Source organism: Streptomyces sp. NBC_01410 (assembly GCF_045040195.1).
In the GTDB taxonomy this organism is placed as follows: Bacteria; Actinomycetota; Actinomycetes; order Streptomycetales; family Streptomycetaceae; genus Streptomyces.
This window is the reverse complement of sequence record NZ_CP109530.1, coordinates 1,898,580-1,923,080: the sequence shown is the minus strand read 5'-3', so window position 1 is coordinate 1,923,080 and position 24,501 is coordinate 1,898,580. Positions and strand designations below refer to the sequence as shown.

The window sequence follows — 24,501 nt, the reverse complement described above, 5'->3', positions numbered from 1 at the left end:
CGCATCCACTACCGCAAGCAGCTCGCCTAACGACCGGTCCGATCGAGGAGGTCGGTCAACTTGCCCCGGTGGGCGAGGACTTCGAGCTCGTCGAGGGCGTCCACCGCACGCTCGGCGGCCCCCGGGTCGCGGGCGGCGAGGCCGCTCTCCTCGAACTCGTCCTCGTCCAGCCGCAGCACCTGAGCCCCGTCCGCCGACACCCACAGATCGAGGTCCAGGTCCTCGACGACCAGCTCGTCGCCGTCCAGGACGGCCGGGCGGGTGATGTCGCAGTACCAGCCCTTCAGCGCGCCGTCGCTCGAACTGACCTCCTTCACCGCGTACCAGCGGTCCCGCCAGTAGTGCTCGGTGAACACATCGCCCGCCTCGAAGCGTACGAAGCCGAAGTCACGAGCCTCCTCGCCCGCCCACGGCGCGCGCACCGTCACATGGGTGCCGTCGTCCGCGAGCAGCTCCGCGGCGTAACGGATCTTGGTCCGGCCCGCCTTGACCAGGACCACCTCAACCGAGCGTGCGGACATGCCGTACCTCCGTCGCGCAGATCTCGTAACCGAACCACTTGTTGATCGCCAGCATGGGCCCATTGTCCGCGTCATTACTGGTGAACGCGTCCGTGTAGCCCGCCGCGCGGGCGCGGCGCAGGGAGTCGGTCTTGGCGAGCTTCGCCAAACCCCGCCCGCGATGAGCGCGCAGCGTGCCCGTCATGCCGGACATGTAGCGGGTGCCGCCGTCCGACTGGGCCGCCGTGAAGGCGGCGACCTCGCCGTCCACCAGCACGACCGAGCTCAGCCCACGGTCGAGCAGCGGGTTGTTCCAGGTGTGGCGGATCCAGTCGTCGTAGTCGTCGAAGTCCGCGCCGATGTCGCTGGGCTCGTCCGACGTGGCCTCGGCATCGGCCCTGAACATCGGCCGCGGGTCGGCCTCGAAGTCTGCGGCGGTACGCAGCTCGACGCCCGCGGGCAGATCGGGCAGCGGCGGCAGTGTTCCGTTCGCGAGGTCAAGACGCTGGAAGTGGGCCGGACGGGTCGGCCGGTAGCCGTGTTTCTCCGCGAAGGCGCGGGACTCCGGCTCGTCGATCACCCAGGCGTAGACGGTCCTCGCGCCCTCGGCCGCCAGATGCTCCTCGGCGGTGCGCAGAATCAGCGCCCCCGCGCCCAAGCCGCGGTGCTCCGGGTGGACGTGCGGAGTGACGAACGACTGACCCGGCTCACTGGAGTCGTACGCGATGCCGGCATGGGCCGTGCCGATGATCTCCCCGTCCTTCTCGGCGATCAACAGCCTGTACTTCTTGGCCGGGTTGGCGGACTCCACACCGAAGGCGATGGCTGCCGGCGTCGTCACCATGTAAGGGAGGGCGGCACGCCTGACGCGCGACACCGACGCCGCGTCATCGGGGCGGAAATCACGGACGATCAAAGTCATGGGGAGGGACGGTACGTGCCCGCCGGGTGGCCCCGCCTCTCATTTTCCGGCGGTGAGGGAGAATCGGCGGGTGACCTTGAAGATCGCCATTGATGCCGATGCGGACCTCGCCCCGTACGAACAGGTGCGTACCCAGATCTCCCAGCAGGCGCGGTCGGGCGCACTGCCGGTGGGCTACAAACTGCCGACGGTGCGCGGGCTTGCCGAGGAGCTCGGGCTCGCCGCCAACACCGTCGCCAAGGCGTACCGCGCGCTGGAGACCGACGGAGTGATCGAGACCCGAGGCCGGAACGGCACGTTCATCGCGGCAGCGGGCGATGCGGCCGAGCGCCGGGCCGCCGCGGCAGCTGCGGCCTTTGCCGAGCAGGTGCATCGCCTGGGCCTGTCGCAGGAGGCGGCGCTGTCCGCGGCGCGGGATGCCCTGCGGGCGGCGTACGACGGCTGAGGCCGGTTGCCGGGGCTCCGCGCCTCAAACGCCGCCGGCTACAGGTACAGCCCCGCGTCCGCGCCGTCGTGCTGGAGAGGGACCGACGTGGGGCTGTGGCCGCGGCGCAGGGCGTACAGCTCGGCCAGCGTCGCGCCCTCGCGGCCGACACCCTCCTCCGTGCCCAGCCAGGTCACCGACTCCTTGCGGGTCAGCGCCCCCACCTCGATCCGGGCCAGACAGCGGCCCGGGCGGACCACCGCCGGGTGGAGCCGTTCCAGGTCCTCGTTGGTCGTCACTCCCACCAGGACATTGCGACCCTGGCCCAGCAGACCGTCCGTGAGATTGAGCAGCCGGGACAGCGCCTGGCCCGCGGTGTGCTTCGCCTCGCCGCGGATCAGCTCGTCGCAGTCCTCCAGGAGCAGCAGTCGCCAGCGGCCCTTCGAGGTGCCTTCGTCCTCGCCGATCGCGATGTCCATCAGGTAGCCGACGTCGTTGAAGAGCCGCTCGGGGTCGAGTACGCAGTCGACCTGGCACCAGTCCCGCCAGGAGCGGGCCAGCGTGCGCAGCGCGGAGGTCTTGCCCGTGCCGGGCGGGCCGTGCAGCAGGAGCAGCCGTCCGGCGATGTCGTCCGGCGTGACCTTCATCAGCCGGTCCATCGCATCGGCCACCGGCGCCGTGTAGTTGGGCCGGATCTCGTCCCAGGTACCGGCGGCGATCTGGCGGGTGGTGCGGTGCGGGCCGCGGCGCGGCGAGACGTACCAGAAGCCCATGGTCACGTTCTCCGGCTGCGGCTCCGGTTCGTCCGCCGCACCGTCCGTGGCCTGCTTGAGGACCTTCTCGGCGAGCTCGGAGGTGACCGCTGTGACGGTGACGTCCGCGCCGCGGTTCCAGCGGGAGATGAGCAGAGTCCAGCCCTCGCCCTCGGCGAGTGTGGCGCTGCGGTCGTCGTCCCGCGCTGAGCGCAGTACGGAAGCTGCCGGAGGCAGCAGGGTGGCGCCGGGCCTGACACGGTCGATGGTGGAGCTGTGGGAGTACGGCTGCTCGCCCGTCGCGAAGCGGCCGAGGAACAGCGCGTCGACGACGTCCGAAGGTGAATCGCTGTCGTCGACGGTGAGCCGGATCGGCAGTGCGTCCTGAGGCTTTGCAGACATGCGCCCATGATCCGGCACGGGACCGCCGCGCGCACGGTGTTTTGACCGGTGGCGCGGCCCGGGCCGCGGGCCGGCCGCCGGCTCCGGCATCAGCCGACGGTCCCGCGGATCAGCCCGAGGGCCCGGCGTGTGCGGCGCACCACGGCGTACCCCTTGGTGAGGGCACGGTCCTTGGCGAAGTTCCGGGCGATCGACCTCCCCTCGACGAGCCGCTCGAACTCCTCGATGCCGGTGGAGCGCCGTACGGTCACCCGCTGGATGGCGTACGGCCCCTGCCGGGGCAGGGCGAGGGCGTTGCCCACGGCGAGCGACTGCGCGAAGCCCGCCGCGCGGACCGCTCGGCGCACCCGGCGGCTGGAGTAGCCGTACGGGTAGGCGAAGGAGACCGGCGCGGTGCCCAGTTCGTCGGCGACGATGTCCCGGCAGCGGGCGGTCTCGTAGTGCAGCCGGTCGTCGTCGAGCTGGTCCATTTGCGGGTGGGTGTGGCTGTGGCCGCCGATCTCCGTGCCCGCGGCGGCCAGTTCGCGCACCTGGTCCCAGTCGAGCATGGTGTCGAGCGCGCCGCCGTCGTCATGGGCGCCGCGCAGCCAGCCGGTCGCGACGAACAGGGTGGACGCGAATCCGTGCTCGGCGAGGACGGGGAGGGCATGCCGGTGCACGCCCTCGTAACCGTCGTCGAAGGTGATCAGCACCGGGCGGCGGGGCAGGGGCCGGCGCCCGCCCGACCGCCACGCGTCGCCGAGCTGTGCGGTGGTGACGGGCGTGAACCCGCCCCCGCCGAGCAGCTCGAGCTGCTCGGCGAAGGCCTCGGGCGAGACGGACAGGCCGTACGTGGCCTCGGCCGGCCGGTGTCCGACGGCGTGGTACATCAGGACGGGGACGGGCTGGTTCACCCTGATGTACCTCCCGGTACGGACGAGGCCGGGGTTGCCCCGACCGGCCCGGGTCTCACAGGACCGGCAGCCGGCGAGGCCGGGCTCGCCAGGATCGGCCCGGGTGTCACCGGACCGGCAGCCGGCGGGGCTGGGTTTCCCGCGATCGGCCCGGGTCTCACAGGACCGGCAGCCGGCGAGGCCGGGCCTGCCAGGATCGGCCCGGACGAGAACGTCGCCCCGCCCCTGCGCGCCCGCAGGCTCCCCACCGCATAGCCGCCCGCCGCCACCGCGACCCCGGTGACGATCGCGCCGGCCCGGCCCGCTCCGCCGCGGCGGCCCAGCAGCGCGTCGCGCAGACCGCGTACGACCCCGGCCGGGAGGACCCGCGTGGTGTAGCGGCGTTCGGACTCCAGGCCCTTGTCCGCGCCCACACTTCGGGCCACCAGCGCCTTGGACAGACCCTCGGCATAGGCTCGGGTGCGGAAGTACCCGAACCGCTCCCGCGCCGCCGGGACCTTGTGGTGGATCACCGCGCGGTCGTCGATCAGCAGCACGGCTTCGGGCAGCGCCTTGGCGAGCCGGATGCACAGCTCCGTTTCCTCGCAGCCCAGCGGCCGTTTGTCGCCGTCGCGCCCGATGCCGGTGGCGAAGCCGCCCGACGCGTCGAACGCCGTGCGCCGGAAGGAGGCGTTGCCGCCCAGCACATTGCGCACCCGCACCTTGCCGCGCGGCAGGCCACGGTACGTACAGCCGACGACCCAGTCGAACTCCTCGGGGAACCAGACCGGCCTGCGCCCCGAGGCCCATGCGGCCATCGTCCGGCCGCCGACGGCCATCACCCGGTCGTCGTCGTACCCCTCGGCGAAGTACCGCAGCCAGTCACGCTCGGCCACGGCGTCGTCGTCGAGGAAGGCCACGAACTCGCCCCGGGCCGCGGCGATTCCGGTGTTGCGTCCTGCGGAGAGGCCGCGGGGGCCCGCATTGGCGAGCACCCGCACCTCCTCACCCTGCGCGACGTTCTCGCTCTGCCCGCCGTACTCCCGGTACTCCTTGTGCTCCTTGTTAAGCCTCTCCAGCAGCGCCGGATTGTGGTCGACCACCAGCAGCGTCTCCAGCGCGGGAAGCGACTGACGCCGTACGGAGCCGACGGCCGCGAGGATGTCCTCCCAGCGGTCCTCCGTATAGACGCAGATCACCACAGAGAAGCGTCGGTCGCTCAAGACACCTCTCCCCGCGACATCCTGAGGCTCAGCGACGCCTCGCGACGGCGCTCGGCGCGGCTGACGCCCTTCTCCTTGAGGATCACTCGGAGGACCCGCAGTCCGTCCCGTACGGCGCTGAGGTTGCTGACGCCGTGGATGCGCAGGTACTCGTGACTGGGGACCTCCTGCACACGCAGACCGGCCTTGACCACCCGGATGTTCATCAGCGTCTCGATCTCGAAGCCGGTGCAGTCCAGAGTGATCTTGTCCAGGCAGTGCTTCCAGAAGGCGTTGTAGCCGTAGCAGAGGTCGGTGTATCTGGCCCCGAACTTGGCGTTGACGACGGAGCACAGGACCCAGTTGCCGAGCTTGCGGATCGCGGTCATGTCATCGGTGCCGCCGCCGTTGGCGAAACGGGAGCCCTTGGCGAAATCGGCGCCGGAGACGAGGGCCGACACATAGGAAACGATCTCCCGGCCGTCGGCCGAGCCGTCCGCGTCGACCATCACGATGATGTCGCCGGTGCAGGCGGCGAATCCGCTGATGAGGGCATCCCCTTTGCCCTTGCCGGCCTGTTTGACGACCTTGACGTCCGGCCGCAGTTCGCGGGCGACCTGGACGGTGTTGTCGCTGGAATTCCCGTCGACCAGGACTACTTCGTGAATCCAGTCGGGGAGTGTCTTGAAGACGTACGGAAGATTCTCCGCCTCATTCATGGCGGGGATCACGACGCTCACGGGCGGAGTGATCGCGAGATGTGAGGAGATCGGCCGGTAGGCAGCTGATATCCGGCCGACTCCCTTCGCCGGACCTTCCGTTGTGGCAGCGGAATCGGCGGTTTCGGTGACGGATACGACGGCTGATTCGGCGGCTGATTCGGTGGTGCCCTGATGGTGCGACGGCTCGAAATACGGATCTTGCCCCGGAGCGGCCGGGTGCAGGACTGAGCTCATGAGTCTGGTTCCCTCTCCACCGGTGGACTGCCCACCCCCGGGCAGTCCGGATGAGTTTCCGGTTCGAAAGGGGGGTTCTTCTCACCCCGGCCAACACGACATAGCGACTCCGTACTTGGTGGGTGAGCTGGCAAAACTGGCCGCGCGGCGTAACGGCTCGGCAAGAGCGCGAAAACCGAGCACGGCACCCCCCTACCGCGCCCCGCTCAGGAACCCATCGCGACGCTTGAGCCCTCCCCTGGAGTCGCATTGCGTGATGGACCGTTGCGGGTGGATGTACGACGGTATTGATGATTAGGACTGTTTGGCAAGACCTGGAACAAGGACGCTTTTTTCCTTTTTTGATACACATTCGGTGGTCAGGTATGGGGGCGCCCTGATCGGATTTTCTTGATCCCTTTCATCAACCGCCCGGTCGGATTGATGTGTTCCGGGTTCCGCATTCGCCGGCCGAGGCTCCAGAGGAAGAGCAGGGCGGCGATCACGGTGATCGTCGTGATCCCTCCGCCCGCCGTCAGGACGTGCGGCGACCGTCCGGGCTGCGCAGCCCGGACGTAACCGTCAAGAAGCGCTCACGCAACATTCTTGGCATGGACACTTCCGGTGAAGTATGCCCGCTGCTACGAAAGTTGAGGCAGAGATCCTGCTAAAGGGAGGTTCCATGAAACTGTCCCGAATCGCGGCATTCTCATCCTCACTCCTCCTCGGCGCCGTCCTCGCTCTCACCGGAGCAGGCCAGGCACAGGCCTCGGACAGCGCCCTCGCCCTTGACTACGTGGCCCTGGGCGACTCCTACTCCTCAGGCGTCGGCGCCGGCAGCTACGACAGTGCGAGCGGCTCCTGCAAGCGCAGCACCAAGGCCTACCCCAAGCTCTGGGCGGCCGCGCATTCACCCTCGTCGTTCGCGTTCACCGCTTGCTCGGGCGCTCGTACGGGTGATGTCACGGCCGGTCAGCTCGGCCCCCTCAACTCCGCGACCGACCTCGTCTCGATCACCATCGGCGGCAATGACGCGGGCTTCTCCGACGTCATGACCACCTGCGTCCTGCAGTCCGAGTCCAGCTGCATCAACCGCATCAACCAGGCCAAGACGTACGTCGACACAACCCTGCCCGGCAAGCTCGACTCCGTGTACTCGGCCATCAGTTCCAGGGCACCCGCTGCGCGGGTCGTCGTCCTCGGCTACCCCCGCTTCTACAAGCTCGGCGGAAGCTGCATCGCAGGACTGAGCGAGAACGAACGGGCCGCGATCAACGGCGCCGCGGACTATCTCAACGCCGCCACCGCGAAGCGAGCGGCCGACCACGGCTACTCCTTCGCCGATGTCACCCCCGCCTTCACCGGACACGAGATCTGCTCCGGGACGGCCTGGCTGCACAGCCTGAACTGGCTCAACATCGGCGAGTCGTACCACCCCACCGCCTCCGGACAGTCCGGCGGCTACCTGCCCGTCTTCAGCTCGCGCGCCTGAGAAGGGCGTTCGTAGCGCCCGCGGTGTAGGAGCTCCCGTCCGTCGGGCTCTCCTGCTCGCAGGTGACCGAGAAATCGATCCAGTTGGAGCGTGCCTCGACCGGACTCCGGACTTCCACCCGGATCCGGTCGTGGTGCGTCTCGCCCTGCTTGTACGTCAGCTCGACGTGGCTGACCTGTTTCTGTTTCGAGCCTCCGGCCTCGAAGTCGAGCGTCTTCCACTCCGGGTCGGAGCTCTCGCCGCTTTTCGTCGCCCAGCGGTAGTCGACGGAGGCGGGGGTGCGGCCCACCGTGATCGTCGCCCGGAAGGCCGGAGCCTCCGCCTCGGGCGGCGGGCAGGTGCCCGAGTAACTGCCGTGCACCGTCTCGGCGTAGACCTTGACGGTCTGCGGCGGGGTGTACGTACCGCCGTTGCCGCCGCCGTTGTTGCCCTTGTTTCCGCTGTTGCCAGTGGTGCCGCCGTCCGTCCCGCCGCCTCCGGGGGCGGTGGCCGTATTGCCGGGGCTCGCGCTCGAACTCCCCGTCGCGGGACTCACGCTGCCGTTGTTGTCACCGCCGCCCTGGTTCCCCTTGCCGTTGTTGACCAGCGCCCAGGCGAGACCGCCGACGGCCAGGAGCAGCGCCGTCACCCCGGCGACCAGCACCACCGTCGCACGCCGCGCACGATCGGGCGGCACACCGGTCGTGGCCGTGGTGGCCGGACCGGGCACGGGCGTGGGCGGCTGGGGGAGTGCACGCGCGACAGGTGTCGGGGACGTCGACGAGACCGTGGGGCTGTACGGCCCCGGCGGCACCGGAGCCGTGGGCGCCGTGCCGCCCGCGCCCACCACCCGCAGCAGACGCTCGGCCTCCCCGGCCGAAAGGCGCTGCGCCGGATCCTTGCGCAGCAGCCCCGCGATCACCGGCGCGAGGGCCCCGGCCCTGCGCGGCGGGGGCAGTTCCTCGTCGACGACGGCACGCAGGGTGCTCAGCGGGGTGTTCTGCCGGAACGGGGAGTTGCCCTCGACCGCCGCGTACAGCAGCACGCCGAGCGACCACAGGTCCGACTCGGGCCCCGGCGTACGCCCCAGTGCCCGCTCGGGCGCGAGGAATTCGGGGGAGCCGATCAGCTCGCCCGTCATCGTCAGATTGGAGGTCCCCTCCACCATCGCGATACCGAAGTCGGAGAGCACCACACGGCCGTCGTTGCCTATCAGTACGTTCCCGGGCTTCACGTCCCGGTGCAGTACACCCGCCTCGTGCGCGGCGCGCAGGGCGGCGAGGATCTCCGCGCCGATGTGCGCGGCGCGCTGCGGGGCGAGCGGGCCCTCCGCGTCCAGTACGTCGGACAGAGCCAGCCCGCGCACGAGTTCCATCACGATCCAGGGACGGCCGTCCTCGGTCGCCACGTCGTAGACGGTCACCACATTGCGGTGGGAGATCCGGCCCGCGGCCCAGGCTTCCCGCTCGAGACGCGCGTACAGCCGCTGTTCGTCCGCGGTGCCGAGGCCGGCCGGGGCGCGGACCTCCTTGACGGCCACCTCGCGGTTCAGCACTTCGTCGCGGGCGCGCCACACCACGCCCATCCCGCCCTCGCCCAGGGGGCTCAGCAGTCGGTATCGCCCTGCCACCAGCCGCGAATCGCCCGGCACTTCGCTCACAGCGAGCCCCCATCGGTAGCAGAGGAACTACCCCAAATTACCTCACGCAAGGGCTGTTGCCGCCCCCCTGAGAGCCAATCCGCATCCGATGGCGAGAACGATGCAGGCCGTGCCGAGGGGGAGCGCGCGCTGGGCGGTGGTCAGCAGCCGCCCCTTGCGGCGGCTGCGATCGGCGAGCAGGCGGGTGGCGCGTTCGCCGAGCCGCACCGCCGCGAAGCCCGCGGCGGCGAGGGTGAGGGCGAGCCCGGCGCCGTACGCGAGGACGAGCAGCAGCCCGAACCAGGCCCGCCCGAGGGCCGCGGCGCCCACGAGGACGACGACGGCGGAGGGACTGGGGACGAGCCCGCCGGCGAAGCCGAGCAGGATGGTGGAACGGAGACCGAGGGAGCGGTGTTCATGGGTGTGGGAGTGGCTGTGCCCGTGCGTATGGCTGTGCCCGTGGTCGTCGTCGTGGCCGTGCCCGTGGTCATGCGCGTGGCCGTTGTCATGGCTGTGCCCGTGCCCGTGCTCATGACCGTGCCCGTGCGAGTGGCCGTGCGCGTGCGCGGCTCCCCGCGTCCTCCACGCCCTGCGTACGAGCACCACACCCGCCACCGCTACGAGGGCCCCGCTCGCGACGCCCAGCCAGGCGACCACCGACGGCGCTGCCGCCGAGCCCACCGCGATCAGACCGCCGAGCGCGAACACCCCGAGCGTGTGCGTGATCGTCACCGATGCGCCCAGAGACAGCACGTCGCGCAGGGAGTTGCGCCCGCCCGCCGCCGCCGCGGCCGCCATGACCGTCTTGCCGTGGCCCGGTGCGAGCGCGTGCATCGCGCCGAGCAGCAGCGCGGTCGCCAGAGCCAGCGCGGCGAATCCCGCGGTCAGGTCGCGGTGGGAGACCAGGCCGGTCAGCGCCTGCGTCCAGCGGTCGGCGCCGCGCGGCAGTACGGACGTGGGGGCCGCCGCCTCCTGCCGGTCCGCCGCCGCGGGCGCGCCGCCCGGCGTGACCGAGACCGACGCCGCCTTGCGGTCCGGCGCAGAGGACAGCTCCCCCTCGGGGTACTTCGTCAGCCGCCCCGATTCCGACGTCTGCGGTACGTCGGAGGAGGTGAGCGTCATCCGGTCGCCGCGGGCCGTGACCTCCCGCCAGCCCGGTCCCTCGGCCCCGCCCGCCGCCCGGAAGCCGATCGTCTGCCGCCCGCCGGGCAGTTCGGCCGTGAGCCTGCACTCGACGCGCAGCGTCGGCAGTCCGGCCTGCCCGGGGCGCACCTCGGCGCGGCTCGCGCCGGGCGTGAGGGCGACGGTGCGCTGTTCGACCGTGACGCGGCTGTCCCGCGCCGCGTCCCGGCAGCGCGTCCCCGCCCACGAGGACAGCTCCGCGGGGGACAACTCCCGGTCGCCGTCGCGGTCGACCTTCGTACGGGCCTGGGCCGCGGGGATCTCCGCCAGGTCCTCGACATGGTCGACGCCGAGGCGCCCGGGCGAGACGAGGAGGCCGTCGTAGCGATTGACCGTGAAGTTCCCGAGGGGATGCGCCGCGGCCGTCCCGGCGGGCAGTACGGCGAGCGCGGCACCGGCGACGAGGACCGCCGCGCCGACAGCGGTCGTACGCCTCTTCATGACGCCTCCAGAGCCTTCAGCGCGGCCCTGGCCGCACGTGAACCGGTGGGGGAGAAGCCGGGGTTGATCTTCAGCGCGGCGGCGAGCGACGCACGGGCGGCGTCCGTCCTGCCGGCGGCGCGTTCGATCATGCCGCGGTGGTACAGGAACACCGCGTTGCGGCAGCCGGCAGGCGCCGATGTGGCGAGATACGGGAGGGCTTCGGCGGAACGGCCGTTGACGTGCAGCGCCCAGGCCAGCGCGTCCGCCGTGTGCACGGTCCGGCGCTTGCCCCACTCGGCGCGCGCGGACTTGAGCGCCTCGGCCCTGTCGCCGTGGTCGGCCAGCGCCAGAGCGGTGTCCAGATCGGTGTCGACGCCGTTGGCGCGGGCCAGCTCGGTCCAGGTGCCGATGAGTTCGTACTGTGCCCGGGCGTCGGCCGCCCGGCCCCCCGCCTCGTACAGCTCACCCAGCGCCACCAGCTGACCCGGCAGCGGCAGCCGGTCCACCACCGCTTCGAGTCCCGGCAAAGCGCCCTTGGTGTCGCCGCGCGCGGACTGGGTGCGGGCTCGGCCCTCAAGGGCGGGAAGATACCCCGGGTCTGCGTCGAGCGCCGTCGTGAAGTACCGCTGCGCCGGGGCGTACGCCCCCTGGCTCCACTCCAACTGGCCCAGGGCGGTCGCGACATAGGCAGTGTCGCCGGGGGACGAGGCCGACCTCAGCGCGCCGCCGAGCACCCGCCGGGCGCCCGCGATGTCGCCGCGCAGCTCCAGGACGTATGCGTAGCGCGTGAAGACGGGGATGCCGGGGCGGCGGCCGTCGGCCTGCTCGGCGGCCGCCAGCGCCTTGGCGTAGCTGCCCAGTTCGACGAGGGCGTCGATCCGGGACGCGAGTGCGCGCTCGCTGTACGGGTTGACCTTCAGCGCCGCCTCCGACGAGCGCAGCGCCCCGCGGAAGTCGTGCCGCGCCGCCGCGAGCGCGGCACGACCCGCGAGTGCGGTGTCGTTGTCCTGCGGCTGGAGCGCCAGGGAACGGGCAAGCGCCTTGTCGGCCTGCGGATACCGGGTCGGGTCACCGCTGGTCCTGGCCTGCTCGACATAGGCGGCACCCAGAGCCGCCCACCCCCGCGCGTCCTTGGGCTGCGCCCGCAGATGCGCCTGGAGGCCGGTGACCCCGCGGGCGAGGTCACCGGTGCCGATCCGCTCGAACGGCGCGTCCGCAACAGGCGCGGCGGTCCGGGCCGCCGGGGGTTCGTCGCCCGCGCCGCCGGACACGACGATGCCCACGGTCAGGGCGACGGCCAGCATTCCGGCCGGCAGGAGCACCCCGGCCACACGTCCCGCCCCGAACCGGGGGCCGGTTTCCCGGCCCCCCGGGTCGCGGCCGTCGGCCGCTGTCGTTCCTGGCGCCCTTCGCAGGGACATCTGTCTGCCCTTTCCTCTCGTTGTCGCGTCGGGCCGGTCAGTAGCTGTTGCGCCGCCGCGTCCGCCACCAGGTCAGACCCAGCGCGACCAGCAGCACGCCCACACCCGCGGCGACAGCGGAGGCGATCAGCGTGTTGTCGGTGAATGCGCTGCTGGAGGAGGCGGACGACGCGCCCCCGCTGAGCAGATTGCCCTGGGCGTCCTTGGCATCGCCCTCCTTGGCGAGCGGGCCGCGCGAGCCCTCCGTCGGCAGCGCGAGATAGGGGAAGCTGCCGCCGAACTTCTGGTCGTTCTCGTTGACCGCGTCGCCCAAGTCGTTCTTCGAGCCGACCAGTTCGCCCTCGACGACCTGCAGCGCGATGTCCAGGACGTCGTCGCTCAGACGCCGGCCGTTGGGGAATCCGGCGTTGTCGCCGTCCAGCACACCCAGCCTCTTGGGCTCGGCGGTCGGCGCGATGGAGGTGTTGAGCCGCAGGGCCTCCGCGGGCTTCACCTTCGGCGGCTTGTTGAGCTTGTCGACGCCTGTCAGGAACACCGAGACCAGGTCGTTGCGCGGTTCCGCCGGAGCCTTGATCTTGTAGATGCCCTCGATCAGCTTCGGCAGCTCGGGCTGCGTGACGAACTGGAGGAAGTCACCGTCGTTCCACGGGTGGGACGCGTTGAACTTGTCCTTGTCCTTCACGGGGATGACGACCTCGTTGACCAGCGGCATACCGAGCCGGGACACCTGCGCCCAGTGACCGTTCGCGCTCTTGCGCTGGGTGGTGGACCAGATGCCGACGATCGGCTGCTTCTCGGACTGCCGGATGTACGCGGTCGGCACCTGCAGGGCAACGGAGTTGACGCTGTAGCCCTTGAGCGTGTCGTTGCCGACCTCGGAGAGGTTCCCGCCGTAGAGCAGGTCGAAGACGCGCAGGTCGGCGAAGAAGGGGTCGTCCGCCTGACCGGCGAACGCCGTTGATCCGCCCGCGAGTTTCTGCACGGCCTGGTCGCGCAGGGCCTGGTAGTCGGGCATGGACGCCTTGCCCACGTTCGACGGTGCCACCGGCAGATCGTCGCCGATCTTCGTGGAGTGCATCACATGCTGGTTCTTCAGCCTCAGCAGTTCGATGTCGTACGTCTGCGTGATGTTGAGGTCCGGGTCGTCGATGGTGGTGACGGGACCGGTGTTGTACAGGAAGGTGTTGCCGTTCTTGACGTGGTTCTTGAAGGTCCACCGGTAGATCAGGTCGCCCTGGGCGTCACCGTCGCTGTCGATGTGGATGTCGTACTGGGCGTCGTCGGCGAACTTGTAGAAGTTCGGCCCGCCGCCCGGTTCCTCGAACGGCAGCACGTTGGCGACGATCGTCGTGGTGTCGGGCTTGTCGGGGCTGACGAACGCGTACAGGTCCGTGTTGTCGTACTGCGGCTGCCCGGAGATCAGCGGTGCCTCCCGGTGGCTGGAAGCCTTGGCCGTGCCCGGCTCGACCCCGGTCACGCCGGAGGCCACGAGCGCCCCGGCGCCCAGCGCCACGCAGGTAAGAGCGGCGAGCCTCCTGGGCCCCCGCCCGCTGCTGCTCATTGCGGTCATCGAATCCGTCCTTCGCGAGTGCTGGTTCTGCTCCGATGTCAGCCATTCGGTGCGGAGGCCGGAACGGATTGGTCGCCAGTCCGAGAAGTTTTGTCGAGGTGCTGTCCCAAGTCGCCCTGGAATCACATGGATTCGGTGAGTAGTCGTCAACTCACGTACGGGTGTGGTGAATCCTGCGGGCGGGATACACGAGTGTGCCGGCGGGGCGATAGGGTTAACCTGCCCGGGCCGGGTGCCCTCGTACGGGTGGGGAGTGACATGGAACAGATAGCAATGCGCAGCAGGGCGCGTGTCCCTGCGATCACGTGTGGGAGCGGTGCGACCAGCACGCGTCTCGACCGACATCTCTCGGTGCTGGGCGGTCCCGCCGTCCCGCAGGGCGAGGCGGCCGAGGCGACATCGCTGATGCTCGAGCTCACCTCGCGTGATGTCGCGCACACCCGCAAGAGCAAGAGTGAGCGGGTCTCCCTCTTCGCGCCGCTCAAGCGGCTGCGTCGCTCACTCTTCGGCAGCCGCCGCTAGGGGGCATCTTTCGGATCAGACCGGGCGCGTCAGCGCCCCCTCCCTTCGCTTCACCCGTGTACGCGAACGCGCTCAGGCGATCACACCGTCCCGGCGCAGCGCCGCTGTCCCGGCATCAGTCATCCCCAGGGCCTTCAGCAGCGCGTCGGTGTGCTCGCCGAGCGCGGGAACCGCACCCATCCAGGCCTCGTCCCCGCCCGGCAGGACGATCGGCGGAAGCAGTGCCCTCAGCGGCCCCGCCGGTGAGTCCACGTTCCGCCACCGGTCGCGCGCCGCGAGCTGCGGATGCGCGGCCAGGTCGCTCACGCTGTTGAGCCGCGCGCACGCGATGCCCGCCGCCTCCAGCCTGTCGATCGCCTCGTCGCGGCTCAGCGACGACAGGCCCGCAGCCACCGCCGCGTCGGTCTCCGCCCTGTTCGTCGTGCGGGCCCTGTTGGTCGCGAAGACCGGATCGTCCGCCAGCTCGGGCCGGCCGAGTACCTGCTCGGCCAGCCGTCGCCACTCCCGGTCGTTCTGTACGGACAGCAGAACCTGGCCGCCGTCCGCCGTCGCATAGGCGTCGTACGGAGAAATGACGGCGTGCGCGACCCCGGTGCGCGCCGGGGCCTCACCCCCATGCATCTCGTGGTGCAGCGGATGCCCCATCCACTCGGCCAGCGAGTCCAGCATCGAGATCTCCACCGGCCCGCCGAGCCCTGTGGTCCCCCGCCGCAGCAGGGCCGCCAGCACCCCCGAGAAGGCGTACATCGCCGCGGCGATGTCGGCCGCCGGAATGCCCGCCTTGACGGGCTGGTCGGCGGTCCCGGTCACCGAGACCAGGCCCGCCTCGCACTGCACGAGCATGTCGTACGCGCGCTTGTGCGCATACGGCCCCTCCGCGCCGTATCCGGAGATGTCCACGGCGACGAGCCGCGGGTGCGCCGGGCACAGGGTGGCCGCGTCCAGACCGAGCCGGGCCGCCGCTCCCTGGGCGAGGTTCTGCACGAACACATCGGCATCCGCGAGGAGTTGGCGCACGATGTCCAGGCCGCGGGGGTCCTTGAGGTCGACGGCGATGGACTCCTTGCCGCGGTTGCACCAGACGAAATGCGAGGCGAGCCCGTGCGCCGCGGTGTCGTAGCCGCGGGCGAAGTCGCCGCCGTCGGGGCGCTCGATCTTGATGACGCGGGCCCCCAGATCGGCGAGCTGGCGTGTGGCGAACGGCGCCGAGACGGCCTGTTCGACGGCGACGACCGTGATCCCGTCGAGGGGGAGGGGCTGATGGTTCATAACAGCCGTGCCTACCGTGTACGTGCCACCTTTGTCACCCCGGGCGCGCGTCACCCCCCTCATACCAGGGCGAACTGACCCTCCGGGCCCTCTTCGTGGTGGTCGAGTACGGAGGCGGGCCGCCGGGCGGCGGCGGGCGGCGGAAGCACGCCCGGCAGCTCGGTGATCTCCTCCTCCACCTTCAACTCGTCCTGTCTGCTGCGGAGTTCGTCCAGCAGGGCCAGTACGGTGATCAGCTCCAGGAGATCGGAGGTCCACTCCTGCGGCCAGACGGCGGGCCGTATCGCCGCCGGCGTCCCGGGTTCGGCCGCGGCGGTACGGCCCTCGAACCAGAGCTCCAGCACGCGAACGCCGGCGACATGGAAGTCCCAGGCCTCGGCGGGCACGGGGGAGATGCGGCCGTCGCCCAGGCTGAGCACCTCCTCCTCGGCGTCGTACGCGATGGCATCGGGCCGCGCGGGCACGGCGGCCCGCACATAGGGCCGCCGTCCGCCCGGTAGCCGGGGCCGCTCGCCGCCCCGGGCCCCGCGCAGCTGGATCCGCGTCAGCTCTCGCCCCAACTCCACGCCGGACCGCCACACATCGGGGTCGGCGGGCAGCGGCACCACACAACCGGCGGCCGACGGCTCGGCGGCCGCGACGATCCAGGCCACCATCTCGTCCACGCCGACCTCGTGTCCGTAAAGGCTGCCGAGTGCGGACAGCAGACCCGGCGCGAGATTCGGCTCCACGCCCCCGGGCCGCCGGTAGAGCGGCCGGATCCGGCCGGGCCGTCCGGCCGGGGAGCGCCCGTCGGGCAGCAGCGCGCAGACGCTGACGGCGGGGCCCGCGGACTGAGCCACCCAGCCCTGCTCCACGACGAACAGCTGCCGCTCGTCGGCCACCCGCCACAGCTCGGGCCTGGCGACATCGATGAGCCGGTGGTCGGGGATCAGCCACTGCTCGTCGAAGGCCCCGTGGCAGACCCGCACCGGCGCCGGACAGGGCCCGTGCTCCCGCACGAACCTGGCTGTCCCACTGCTCTGCCCGGGCAGCTGACTGACGGCACTGCGCGGCGTACGCGCCCGCGTGCATCCGAACAGCGCGTCCTGCTCGACGCCCTCCGCCCGTACGACGGCATCCCAGCGCGCCTTGAGGGAGGCGGCATCCGGAGCCATCACCCAGGGCCGCCCCAGCCGCAGGGGTGCTGTGCCCCACGGCATGAGCTCGTCCAGCATCGGCATGCGGAAATGCTAACCGCGGGCCCTGACAACGCTCACTCCGCGTCGACGGTGACCGAGAAGGAGAAGCGGTCCCCCCGGTACCGGATCCGGGCCACGTCCACCACGCGGCCCTTCTCGTCGTACGTCACGCCTGTGTAGTGCAGGATCGGGCTCAGCAGCGGCACCTTCAGCAGCTCCGCCGTCCGCGGGTCCGCGAGGCGCGCCTCCACGGTGTCCGTGATGCGGCTGATCCGCACCCCCACCCCGTCGCGCAGCACCTTCGTCATCGGCCAGCGCTCCAGGTCCGCGAGGTCCAGCCGTGCCGCGATGTCCGGACGGACGGCGTTCTCCGCCCAGTTGGTCGGCTCACCGCTCTCGCCGTCGCAGCGCAGGCGCCGGTACGTCACGACCTCGGCGTCGTCGGGGAAGTGTTCCGCGAGTTCGCCGGGCACCGGCTCGGGGCCGTGCCCCAGGATCGTCGTGCGCTCGCCCGACTGCTGGGCCACGATCGCGTCGATCGAGCCCAGCAGCCGCCGCGGCGCTCCCCGCCGCGCCCCCGGTTCGATGAACGTGCCGCGCCGCCGGTGCCTGCTGATCAGGCCCTCCTCCTCAAGCTCCTTGAGGGCCTGGCGCATCGTGAGCACGCTGACGCCGTAGTGCGCGGCGAGCTGCTCCTCGGTGGGCAGCCGCAGCGACGCCTCGGGCGTTCGGCCCAGTATCGAGGCGCGCAGCGACTGCGAGACCTGGTACCACAGCGGCAGCTTGCGGTTCAGGACCAGCGAATCGGGGGCGAAGGCGGTCACGGCGTACTCCGTACTACGACCGGAAGTGGCGCTCAAGACCCTGCCACACGTCGTCGTACCCCTTCTGCAGATGGCCGGCGTTCGCCGCCTGCCCGGTCGCCGTCACCGGCCAGCGCGTCTCGAACATGAAGGCAAGCCCGTCGTCGATCTTCTGCGGCTTCAGCTCGGCGGCGCTGGCGCGGTCGAAGGTCTCCCGGTCGGGCCCGTGCGCGGACATCATGTTGTGCAGCGAGCCGCCGCCCGGGACAAAGCCCTCCGCCTTGGCGTCGTACGCGCCCTCGATCAGGCCCATGTACTCGCTCATCACGTTCCGGTGGAAGTACGGCGGCCGGAAGGTGTTCTCCCCGACCAGCCAGCGCGGCGCGAACACGACGAAGTCGACGCCCGCCAGGCCGGGGGTGTCGCTCGGCGAGGTCAGCACGGTGAAGATCGACGGGTCCGGGTGGTCGTAGGAGATCGTCCCGATCACATTGAAGCGGTGCAGGTCGTAGACGTACGGAACATGGTTGCCGTGCCACGCGACGACATCCAGAGGCGAGTGGTCGTAGGTCGCGGCCCAGAGGTTGCCGCAGAACTTGTTGACGACCTCGACCGGGCCTTCCACGTCCTCGTACGCCGCCACCGGCGCGAGGAAGTCGCGGGCGTTGGCCAGGCCGTTCGCGCCGATCGGGCCGAGGTCGGGCAGCTGGAACGGCTGACCGTAGTTCTCGCAGACATAGCCGCGGGCGCTCTCGTCGAGCAGCTCGACGCGGAAACGGACGCCACGGGGGATCAGCGCGACGTCGCCGGGGCGGGCCGCGAGCAGCCCGAGCTCCGTGCGCAGCAGCAGGCCGCCCCGCTCGGGCACGATCAGCAGCTCGCCGTCCGCGTCGCTGAACACCCGGTCCGTCATGGAGGAGTTGGCGTGGTACAGGTGCACGGCCATGCCCGTGCGCTGGGTCGCGTCACCGTTTCCGCCGAGGGTCCACAGACCGGCCAGCCAGTCGGTCCCGGGGGCGGGATCCGGCAGCGGGTTCCAGCGCAGCCGGTTGGGGTCGGGGACGGTCTCGGTGAAGGGCGCGCTGCGTACGCCGCCGTTGTCGATGCGGACGAACGGAGGATGCGCGGCCGACGGGCGGATCCGGTACAGCCACGAGCGGCGGTTGTGGACCCGCGGCTCGGTGAACGCACTGCCGCTCAGCTGCTCGGCATACAACCCCAGCGGGGCGCGCTGGGGTGAGTTCCGCCCGTGCGGAAGCGCGCCAGGCACGGCCTCCGAGCTGTGTTCATTGCCGAAGCCGGCCAGCTGCCCAAGGCCCTCGGCCGTCTTCCGCGCCTGCTCGATGCCGCTCATCGTCCGCTCCCGGTGCTGAAGGAATCCTATGGACAACCGTAGGATTGCGGGCCCGTCCCGTCAACGCGGCTCGGGTTGTCTGCGGCGCTGTTCCCCACCCCGCCCCTTCCCGTAACCGGGGGCGCTGCCCCCGGACCCCCGCTCCTCAAACGCCGGAGGGGCTGAATTATTCAGCCCGTCCGGCGTTTGAGGACATGCGGCCGAAGGTCGCATACGGGGAGGTTGGGGGTCCCCCCGGACGGAGTCTGGGGGAGGGCGGGTAGGGGAACAGCGCCGCAGGCGACCCGAACCGCGCCGACCCCTCCCCACCCTCCATACCGGTCGGTATGCTGGCGGGCATCGCCGTCGCCCCAGGGAGGGCCCATGCCCCGCACAGCCCCCACCCGCACCGCCCTCCGGATCTGTCCCCTCTGCGAGGCCACCTGCGGGCTGACCCTCACCATCGAGGGCACCCGCGTCACCGGCGCCCGAGGCGATCGTGAGGATGTCTTCAGCAAGGGCTTCATCTGTCCCAAGGGCGCCTCCTTCGGTGAGCTCGACGCCGATCCCGACCGGCTGCGCTCCCCCCTCGTGCGCGAGAACGGGGAACTGCGGGAGGCCACCTGGGACGAGGCCTTCGACCTGGTCGCGGCCCGGATCCGGCCGCTGATCGAGGAGCACGGGCCCAATGCCGTCGGCGTGATCCTCGGCAATCCGAACGTCCACACCATGGCCGGCGCCCTCTACCCGCCCGTCCTGCTCACCCTGCTGCGCACCCGCAATCTCTTCACCGCCAGCACCCTGGACCAGATGCCCAAGCACGTCTCCAGCGGGCTCCTCTTCGGCAGCGCCGTCGCCATCCCGGTCCCCGACCTGGACCGCACGGACCATCTGCTCCTGCTCGGCGCCAACCCCCTGGACTCCAACGGCAGTCTGTGCACCGCCGCCGACTTCCCCGGCAAGCTCAAGGCGCTGCGCAGGCGCGGCGGCACGCTGACCGTCGTCGACCCGCGCCGCACGCGCACCGCGCAGCTGGCCGACCGGCATGTCGCCATCCGGCCCGGGACCGACGCGCTGCTGCTCGCCGCCATCGCCGCCGTCCTCTTCGAGGAGAAGCTCACCGACCTCGGCGCGCTCGAAGCGCATGTCGAGCAAGTGGCCGAAGTCCAGGAAGCGGTACGGGAGTTCACGCCCGAGGCGGTCGCCGCCGCCTGTGACATGGACGCCGAGGAGATCCGTACGATCGCCCGCGAACTCGCCGCCGCGCCCACCGCCGCCGTCTACGGCCGGGTCGGCAGCTCCACCGTCGAATACGGCACCCTCACCAACTGGCTGGTGGACGTGCTCAATGTGATCACCGGCAATCTCGACCGCCCCGGCGGCGCGCTCTTCCCGCTGTCCGCCACCGATCGCGCTCCCCGCCCCGCCGCCCCCGGCAAGGGCTTCGCGCTCGGCCGCTGGGCGAGCAGGGTCAGCGGACACCCCGAGGCCAAGGGCGAACTGCCCATGGCCGCGCTGGCCGAGGAGATCGACACCCCGGGCGAGGGCCGCATCCGCGCGGTCATCTCCATCGCCGCCAACCCGGTGCTCTCCGCCCCCGACGGCGACCGCCTCGACCGCGCGCTGGCCGGGCTCGACTTCATGGTCAGCGTCGATCCGTATCTCAACGAGACGTCCCGGCACGCGGATGTGGTCCTGCCTCCGCCGCCGCCGTCCCAGAGCTCCCACTTCGACTTCGCGTTCAACGCCTTCGCCGTCCGCAACCAGGCCCGCTACACCCCGGCGGTCGTCCCCCTGGAGGAGGGGCGGATGGGCGAGTGCGAGATCCAGGCCCGGCTGGTGCTCGCCGTGGGCGGGATGCACGGCGCGGAGCCGGGCGCCGTCGACGACATGGTCATCGAGAACACCCTCGCCAAGGAGGGAGCTCCCAAGGAGCTGGCCGAGCAGCTCACCGGCCGCACCGGACCGGAACGGCGCCTCGACATGATGCTGCGCCTCGGCCCGTACGACCTCACCCTCGACAAGCTCCTGGAGAACCCGCACGGCGTCGACCTCGGCCCGCTCCAACCGCGCATTCCGCAGATCCTCAAGACCCGCAGCGGACGCATCGAGCTGCTGCCCGACCCGATCGCGGCCGATCTGCCCCGGCTGCGGCGCGCGCTGGCCGAGCGGCCCACCGCCCTCGTGCTCGTCGGCCGCCGCCATCTGCGCTCCAACAACAGCTGGATGCACAACGTCGCCACGCTCAACGGCGGCTCCAACCGCTGCACCCTGCAGATCCACCCCGCCGACGCGGCCCGGCTGGGACTCGAGGACGGCGCCCCCGCCCGTATCACCGCCGAGGGCGGCCAGGTCGAAGCGCCGGTGGAGATCACGGACGCGGTACGGACCGGAGTGGTGAGCCTGCCGCACGGCTGGGGACACGACCGGCCCGGCACCCGGATGTCGGTGGCGGCGGCGCGCCCCGGAGTCAATGTCAATCAGCTGCTCGACGGCTCACGGCTCGACCCGCTGTCCGGCACCGCTGTGCTCAACGGATTCCCCGTCGAGCTATCACCGGTGCGATGACCTGGGGTTTTGCTCGTATTGCTCACGCGTCAACATCTTGTTAACGGCTCTTGGCCGCACCTAACGTCATCCGCACCGCCGCTCCGGTGGGAGTTCAAGGATGAACGTTAGGTGTCCCCATGCTGACAATCCTCGGCTTCGCCATGATTGCGACCTTCCTGGTCCTGATCATGATGAAGAAGATGTCGCCCATCGCGGCGCTGGTCCTCATCCCCGCACTCTTCTGCGTAGTCGTCGGGAAGGGCGCGCACCTCGGTGACTACGTCATCGAAGGCGTCGGGAACCTCGCCCCCACCGCGGCGATGCTGATGTTCGCCATCGTCTACTTCGGCGTGATGATCGACGTCGGTCTCTTCGACCCGGTCGTGCGGGGCATTCTGCGCTTCTGCAAGGCGGATCCGCTGCGCGTCGTGGTCGGTACGGCGGTGCTCGCCGCGATCGTCTCGCTCGACGGCGACGGCTCCACCACCTTCATGATCACCGTCTCGGCGATGTATCCGCTCTACAAGCGCCTCAAGATGAGCCTGGTCGTGATGACGGGTGTCGCCGCCATGGCCAACGGCGTGATGAACACCCTCCCCTGGGGCGGTCCCACCGCCCGTGCGGCGACCGCGCTGAAGGTGGATGCGGGCGACATCTTCGTCCCGATGATCCCGGCGCTGGGCGTCGGACTGCTCTTCGTCTTCGTCCTCTCCTATGTGCTGGGCCGGCGCGAGCGCAAGCGCCTGGGTGTCCTCACCCTGGACGAGGTGCTGGAGCCGGAGACCGAGACGGTCCTGGTCAAGGCCGGCGGCGGCGGCGGGCAAGCGGCGTCCGCAAGTGCCGGTTCCGGTGCGGAAGTTCCCCAGCAGGACGACGGCGACGAGGGCTTCAAGGGCCTCGACCCGAACCGCGCGACCCTGCGGCCCAAGCTGTACTGGTTCAACGCGGCGCTCACCGTCGGCCTCCTCACCGCAATGATCATGGAATATCTGCCGATCCCTGTTCTGTTCCTGCTTGGCGCCGCGCTCGCCCTGACGGTCAACTACCCCAAGATGGCGGACCAGAGGGCGCGGATCGCCGCCCATGCCGAGAATGTCCTGAACGTCGCAGGCATGGTCTTCGCCGCCGCCGTCTTCACCGGAGTCCTCACCGGCACCGGGATGGTCAAGCACATGGCCGACTGGCTCGTCGGCGCCATCCCCGAGGGGATGGGCCCGCACATGGCGCTCGTCACCGGCGTCCTGAGCATCCCGCTCACCTACTTCATGTCGAACGACGGTTTCTACTTCGGTGTTCTGCCCGTCCTCGCCGAGGCCGGCGCCGCACACGGCGTCTCCTCGCTGGAGATCGCCCGCGCCTCGCTCACCGGCCAGGTCCTGCACATGTCGAGCCCGCTCGTCCCCGCCGTGTACGTCCTCGTCGGCATGGCCAAGGTCGAATTCGGCGACCACACGCGGTTCGTCGTCAAGTGGGCCGCCCTGACATCGCTGATCGTGCTCGGCGCGGGAATTCTCTTCGGCATCATCTGATGCCTTCCAGCGGCTGACCGCGCCCGACACCACCGCCTTCGCCTTCGCGCGGGCGGCGGTGTCGGTGGCACGGAGCCCCAACCTTCGCGCGACTCATTCCCTGACCGGGAGTAGTCGGCTAGTTTCAGGCGTCTCAGTCGCTCCCCTCTTCCTCCGGCGGAACTTATGAGTCGCGCCATCTCCCTGCGCAGTGTCAGCAAGAGGTACGAACGCGCCAATCGCGCCGTCGACCGGTTCTCACTCGACATCGAGCCGGGAGAGTTCGTGGTGCTGCTCGGCCCTTCGGGCTGCGGAAAATCGACCGTGCTGCGCATGATCGCGGGCCTCGAGGACATCACCGAGGGGGAGTTGCTGCTGGACGGTGAGTACGCCAACCACATCCCGCCCCGCGAGCGCGCCATGGCGATGGTCTTCCAGAACTTCGCGCTCTACCCGACCATGACGAACCGCGAGAACATCGGGTTCCCGCTGCGGCTGGAGAACCCGCGTGCGGACAGCGGCCCGCAGATCGAGGCCACTGCCCGCATGCTCGGCATCGAGGACGTCCTGGACCGCTACCCCAGCCAGCTCTCCGGCGGCGAACGCCAGCGGGTCGCGATGGGGCGGGCCATCTCCCGACGGCCCTCCGTCTTTCTGATGGACGAGCCGCTGTCCAACCTCGACGCGAAACTGCGCAACCATCTGCGGGCCGAGATAGCCCAGCTCACCGCCGAGTTGGGGGTGACGACCGTGTACGTCACGCACGACCAGGCCGAGGCGATGTCCCTCGGTGACCGGGTCGCGGTGATGCGCGGTGGCGTACTCCAGCAGGTGAGCACCCCGCGCGCGACCTATGCCATGCCCGCGAACGTCTTCGTCGCCGCGTTCATCGGCACGCCGCGGATCAATCTGCTGCAGGCGGTCGTCTACGCGCCGCTGGACGGCCGGATGTCCATCGATCTCGGCAAACAGCGACTTCCGCTGCCCGAACCCCTCAGCGCCGACCACCAGTTGCTCCGCATCCAGCAGGGCCGGCAGATCATCGTCGGCCTGCGCTCGGAGGCCACGCGAATTGCCCCGCCGAGCCAGGCCCGTCCCGGCGAGGTCGCGCTGACCGGGATCGTCGAGCACATGGAGTACCAGGGCCATGAGGCGCTCGTGCACTTCAACACCGGCTCACAGCCCGCCGTGGTCGCCGACCTCGAGTCGCCCAGGCCGCAGGGCCCCGTCCGCAGGCGCCGGACCCGCAGCGGCCCGAGCGTGCTGAACCGCCTCAAGAAGCGCGCGGTCGCCCATGTCTCGGGGCCCGTGGTGGCCCTGGACGACCCGGAGCCGCGGCCGGGGACCATGACCGCCGAGCGCCCGTCCGTGGCAGCGAGCGATCTGGTGGTGCGGACCGGGCCCGATGTGCGGCTGCGTACCGGCGCGCAGGTGCCGCTGCTCGTCGATCTCGCGCATCTCTATGTCTTCGACCACCACGGCCGCAGAATCTGCCCTGCTCCGACGGACCTCCCGGGCCTGGACGCCTGAGAGGTCCCCGTTACGCTCCAGGTGCCCTGGCGTCCAAAAACTAACACCGCTAGTTTGTGGGTGCGGACGACTGACGGCAGCTTCTGGAGG

General features: G+C 70.7%; 20 protein-coding genes. 6 read left to right on the top strand and 14 right to left on the bottom strand.

Features of this window, described 5'->3' with window-relative positions:
- Window positions 1-26: 26 nt before the first annotated feature.
- Window positions 27-521, bottom strand: a complete 495-nt coding sequence (locus OG741_RS08880; RefSeq protein ID WP_266478100.1) for a DUF402 domain-containing protein — start codon at window positions 519-521, stop codon at window positions 27-29.
- Complete coding sequence (locus OG741_RS08875; RefSeq protein ID WP_405596261.1) at window positions 502-1,422, bottom strand: GNAT family N-acetyltransferase; 921 nt, start codon at window positions 1,420-1,422, stop codon at window positions 502-504. The genes OG741_RS08880 and OG741_RS08875 overlap by 20 nt, the downstream gene beginning before the upstream one ends.
- Window positions 1,423-1,492: 70 nt before the next feature.
- Here OG741_RS08875 and OG741_RS08870 point away from each other — a divergent pair, with 70 nt between their 5' ends.
- Window positions 1,493-1,867: a GntR family transcriptional regulator gene (locus tag OG741_RS08870; protein ID WP_405596260.1), complete on the top strand. Its 375-nt coding sequence runs from the start codon at window positions 1,493-1,495 to the stop codon at window positions 1,865-1,867.
- A gap of 38 nt (window positions 1,868-1,905) precedes the next feature.
- On the opposite strand, the gene OG741_RS08865 is transcribed toward OG741_RS08870, so the two are convergent.
- The 4 genes from OG741_RS08865 to OG741_RS08850 form a co-directional block, all read right to left on the bottom strand.
- Window positions 1,906-3,000: a DUF5925 domain-containing protein gene (locus OG741_RS08865; protein WP_405596259.1), complete on the bottom strand. Its 1,095-nt coding sequence runs from the start codon at window positions 2,998-3,000 to the stop codon at window positions 1,906-1,908.
- Between the two features lie 89 nt (window positions 3,001-3,089).
- On the bottom strand, window positions 3,090-3,869 hold the full coding sequence (locus OG741_RS08860) for a polysaccharide deacetylase family protein (RefSeq protein ID WP_405605462.1): 780 nt from the start codon (window positions 3,867-3,869) through the stop codon (window positions 3,090-3,092).
- A gap of 20 nt (window positions 3,870-3,889) precedes the next feature.
- The gene (locus tag OG741_RS08855; RefSeq protein ID WP_405596258.1) at window positions 3,890-5,095 is read right to left on the bottom strand and encodes a glycosyltransferase; all 1,206 of its coding nucleotides are present in this window, start codon (window positions 5,093-5,095) and stop codon (window positions 3,890-3,892) included.
- Complete coding sequence (locus OG741_RS08850; RefSeq protein WP_405596257.1) at window positions 5,092-6,030, bottom strand: glycosyltransferase family 2 protein; 939 nt, start codon at window positions 6,028-6,030, stop codon at window positions 5,092-5,094. Before OG741_RS08850 ends, OG741_RS08855 begins: the two co-directional genes overlap by 4 nt.
- Before the next feature lie 661 nt (window positions 6,031-6,691).
- On the opposite strand from OG741_RS08850, the gene OG741_RS08845 reads away from it, so the two are divergent.
- Window positions 6,692-7,501 (top strand): SGNH/GDSL hydrolase family protein, encoded by an 810-nt coding sequence (locus OG741_RS08845; RefSeq protein WP_405596256.1) that lies wholly within the window; start codon window positions 6,692-6,694, stop codon window positions 7,499-7,501.
- Here the strand turns inward: OG741_RS08845 and OG741_RS08840 are convergent.
- The 4 genes from OG741_RS08840 to OG741_RS08825 form a co-directional block, all read right to left on the bottom strand.
- The gene (locus tag OG741_RS08840) at window positions 7,485-9,140 is read right to left on the bottom strand and encodes a protein kinase domain-containing protein (protein WP_405596255.1); all 1,656 of its coding nucleotides are present in this window, start codon (window positions 9,138-9,140) and stop codon (window positions 7,485-7,487) included. The two genes, OG741_RS08845 and OG741_RS08840, sit on opposite strands and share 17 nt — an antisense overlap.
- A gap of 42 nt (window positions 9,141-9,182) precedes the next feature.
- The gene (locus tag OG741_RS08835; protein ID WP_405596254.1) at window positions 9,183-10,742 is read right to left on the bottom strand and encodes a sulfite exporter TauE/SafE family protein; all 1,560 of its coding nucleotides are present in this window, start codon (window positions 10,740-10,742) and stop codon (window positions 9,183-9,185) included.
- Window positions 10,739-12,055 (bottom strand): tetratricopeptide repeat protein, encoded by a 1,317-nt coding sequence (locus OG741_RS08830; RefSeq protein WP_405596253.1) that lies wholly within the window; start codon window positions 12,053-12,055, stop codon window positions 10,739-10,741. Before OG741_RS08830 ends, OG741_RS08835 begins: the two co-directional genes overlap by 4 nt.
- Window positions 12,056-12,182: 127 nt before the next feature.
- Complete coding sequence (locus OG741_RS08825) at window positions 12,183-13,715, bottom strand: DUF4331 domain-containing protein (RefSeq protein ID WP_405596252.1); 1,533 nt, start codon at window positions 13,713-13,715, stop codon at window positions 12,183-12,185.
- A gap of 258 nt (window positions 13,716-13,973) precedes the next feature.
- On the opposite strand from OG741_RS08825, the gene OG741_RS08820 reads away from it, so the two are divergent.
- Window positions 13,974-14,237, top strand: coding sequence for a hypothetical protein (locus tag OG741_RS08820; protein ID WP_266478115.1), 264 nt, complete (start codon window positions 13,974-13,976; stop codon window positions 14,235-14,237).
- A 72-nt stretch (window positions 14,238-14,309) separates the two neighbouring features.
- Here the strand turns inward: OG741_RS08820 and OG741_RS08815 are convergent, their stop codons facing one another.
- From OG741_RS08815 to hmgA, 4 genes are read right to left on the bottom strand one after another with little or no spacing between them, the layout of a single operon-like run.
- Complete coding sequence (locus tag OG741_RS08815) at window positions 14,310-15,506, bottom strand: CaiB/BaiF CoA transferase family protein (RefSeq protein ID WP_405596251.1); 1,197 nt, start codon at window positions 15,504-15,506, stop codon at window positions 14,310-14,312.
- Window positions 15,507-15,565: 59 nt separating this feature from the next.
- Window positions 15,566-16,729, bottom strand: coding sequence for a type ISP restriction/modification enzyme (locus OG741_RS08810; RefSeq protein WP_405596250.1), 1,164 nt, complete (start codon window positions 16,727-16,729; stop codon window positions 15,566-15,568).
- Window positions 16,730-16,761: 32 nt separating this feature from the next.
- The gene (locus OG741_RS08805) at window positions 16,762-17,511 is read right to left on the bottom strand and encodes a GntR family transcriptional regulator (protein WP_405596249.1); all 750 of its coding nucleotides are present in this window, start codon (window positions 17,509-17,511) and stop codon (window positions 16,762-16,764) included.
- A 13-nt stretch (window positions 17,512-17,524) separates the two neighbouring features.
- Entirely contained in the window at window positions 17,525-18,844 is a 1,320-nt protein-coding gene (hmgA, locus tag OG741_RS08800; RefSeq protein WP_405596248.1) for a homogentisate 1,2-dioxygenase, read from the bottom strand.
- A 363-nt stretch (window positions 18,845-19,207) separates the two neighbouring features.
- Between hmgA and OG741_RS08795 the strand changes: the two genes are divergently transcribed.
- The 3 genes from OG741_RS08795 to OG741_RS08785 all read left to right on the top strand — a co-directional run bounded on the left by OG741_RS08795 (window position 19,208) and on the right by OG741_RS08785 (window position 24,411).
- On the top strand, window positions 19,208-21,391 hold the full coding sequence (locus OG741_RS08795) for a molybdopterin oxidoreductase family protein (RefSeq protein ID WP_405596247.1): 2,184 nt from the start codon (window positions 19,208-19,210) through the stop codon (window positions 21,389-21,391).
- A gap of 119 nt (window positions 21,392-21,510) precedes the next feature.
- On the top strand, window positions 21,511-22,902 hold the full coding sequence (locus OG741_RS08790) for a CitMHS family transporter (protein ID WP_405596246.1): 1,392 nt from the start codon (window positions 21,511-21,513) through the stop codon (window positions 22,900-22,902).
- Between the two features lie 165 nt (window positions 22,903-23,067).
- A complete protein-coding gene (locus OG741_RS08785) occupies window positions 23,068-24,411 on the top strand; it encodes an ABC transporter ATP-binding protein (RefSeq protein WP_405596245.1) in 1,344 nt (447 codons plus the stop codon).
- The last annotated feature ends 90 nt before the right edge of the window (window positions 24,412-24,501 follow it).

Bases quoted from the DNA above. Each gene is read 5' to 3' on its own strand.
- OG741_RS08880 (WP_266478100.1), bottom strand. From the start codon at position 521: ATGTCCGCACGCTCGGTTGAGGTGGTCCTGGTCAAGGCGGGCCGGACC.
- OG741_RS08875 (WP_405596261.1), bottom strand. From the start codon at position 1,422: ATGACTTTGATCGTCCGTGATTTCCGCCCCGATGACGCGGCGTCGGTG.
- OG741_RS08865 (WP_405596259.1), bottom strand. From the start codon at position 3,000: ATGTCTGCAAAGCCTCAGGACGCACTGCCGATCCGGCTCACCGTCGAC.
- OG741_RS08860 (WP_405605462.1), bottom strand. From the start codon at position 3,869: ATGTACCACGCCGTCGGACACCGGCCGGCCGAGGCCACGTACGGCCTG.
- OG741_RS08850 (WP_405596257.1), bottom strand. From the start codon at position 6,030: ATGAGCTCAGTCCTGCACCCGGCCGCTCCGGGGCAAGATCCGTATTTC.
- OG741_RS08845 (WP_405596256.1), top strand. From the start codon at position 6,692: ATGAAACTGTCCCGAATCGCGGCATTCTCATCCTCACTCCTCCTCGGC.
- OG741_RS08835 (WP_405596254.1), bottom strand. From the start codon at position 10,742: ATGAAGAGGCGTACGACCGCTGTCGGCGCGGCGGTCCTCGTCGCCGGT.
- OG741_RS08825 (WP_405596252.1), bottom strand. From the start codon at position 13,715: ATGACCGCAATGAGCAGCAGCGGGCGGGGGCCCAGGAGGCTCGCCGCT.
- OG741_RS08820 (WP_266478115.1), top strand. From the start codon at position 13,974: ATGGAACAGATAGCAATGCGCAGCAGGGCGCGTGTCCCTGCGATCACG.
- OG741_RS08815 (WP_405596251.1), bottom strand. From the start codon at position 15,506: ATGAACCATCAGCCCCTCCCCCTCGACGGGATCACGGTCGTCGCCGTC.
- OG741_RS08810 (WP_405596250.1), bottom strand. From the start codon at position 16,729: ATGCCGATGCTGGACGAGCTCATGCCGTGGGGCACAGCACCCCTGCGG.
- hmgA (WP_405596248.1), bottom strand. From the start codon at position 18,844: ATGAGCGGCATCGAGCAGGCGCGGAAGACGGCCGAGGGCCTTGGGCAG.
- OG741_RS08795 (WP_405596247.1), top strand. From the start codon at position 19,208: ATGCCCCGCACAGCCCCCACCCGCACCGCCCTCCGGATCTGTCCCCTC.
- OG741_RS08790 (WP_405596246.1), top strand. From the start codon at position 21,511: ATGCTGACAATCCTCGGCTTCGCCATGATTGCGACCTTCCTGGTCCTG.
- OG741_RS08785 (WP_405596245.1), top strand. From the start codon at position 23,068: ATGAGTCGCGCCATCTCCCTGCGCAGTGTCAGCAAGAGGTACGAACGC.